Origin of the sequence: Gluconobacter sp. P1D12_c, assembly GCF_018812105.1 — a bacterium.
Lineage (GTDB): Bacteria > Pseudomonadota > Alphaproteobacteria > Acetobacterales > Acetobacteraceae > Gluconobacter > Gluconobacter oxydans_A.
In genome coordinates, this window is record NZ_JACSIQ010000902.1 from 1 (window position 1) to 354 (window position 354).

The 354-nt window shown below is 47.5% G+C and carries 1 protein-coding gene; it reads left to right on the plus strand.

Annotation, left to right across the window (positions count from 1 at the left end):
• Positions 1-354: hypothetical protein (locus KP705_RS19720; protein ID WP_215765538.1), on the plus strand; the 354-nt coding region annotated here is incomplete at both ends.

Sequence of the window (354 nt, forward strand, 5' to 3'; positions counted from 1 at the left end):
GGCTTGAAGGTCTGGGGATTCCGTCTAGGCGTAAGAAGCAGGATGGCACCTTTTTCAAGGTGGGTTTGCTGTCTGGATTAGCTAAGCAGATGGATGAACAGTTTAGGCATATCATGTTCATTCCTGCTGTTGCTGTTGCTGAGCGTCGCCAGTTGAGGAATGAGCTGACCTATTGGATTGATAACATTCTCCCGAATAAGGGGAAGTATCTGCGGTACATGGTTATCACCTGCGGTGAGAACGTCCGCATATATGATGACCTCAAGGCGGAGCATAGGAAATGGACACGCAAGCTCTCTGATTGCTTCCGTTGGCTCAATCAAAAATATGGTTCAAATCTGTATTTCAGGGGGA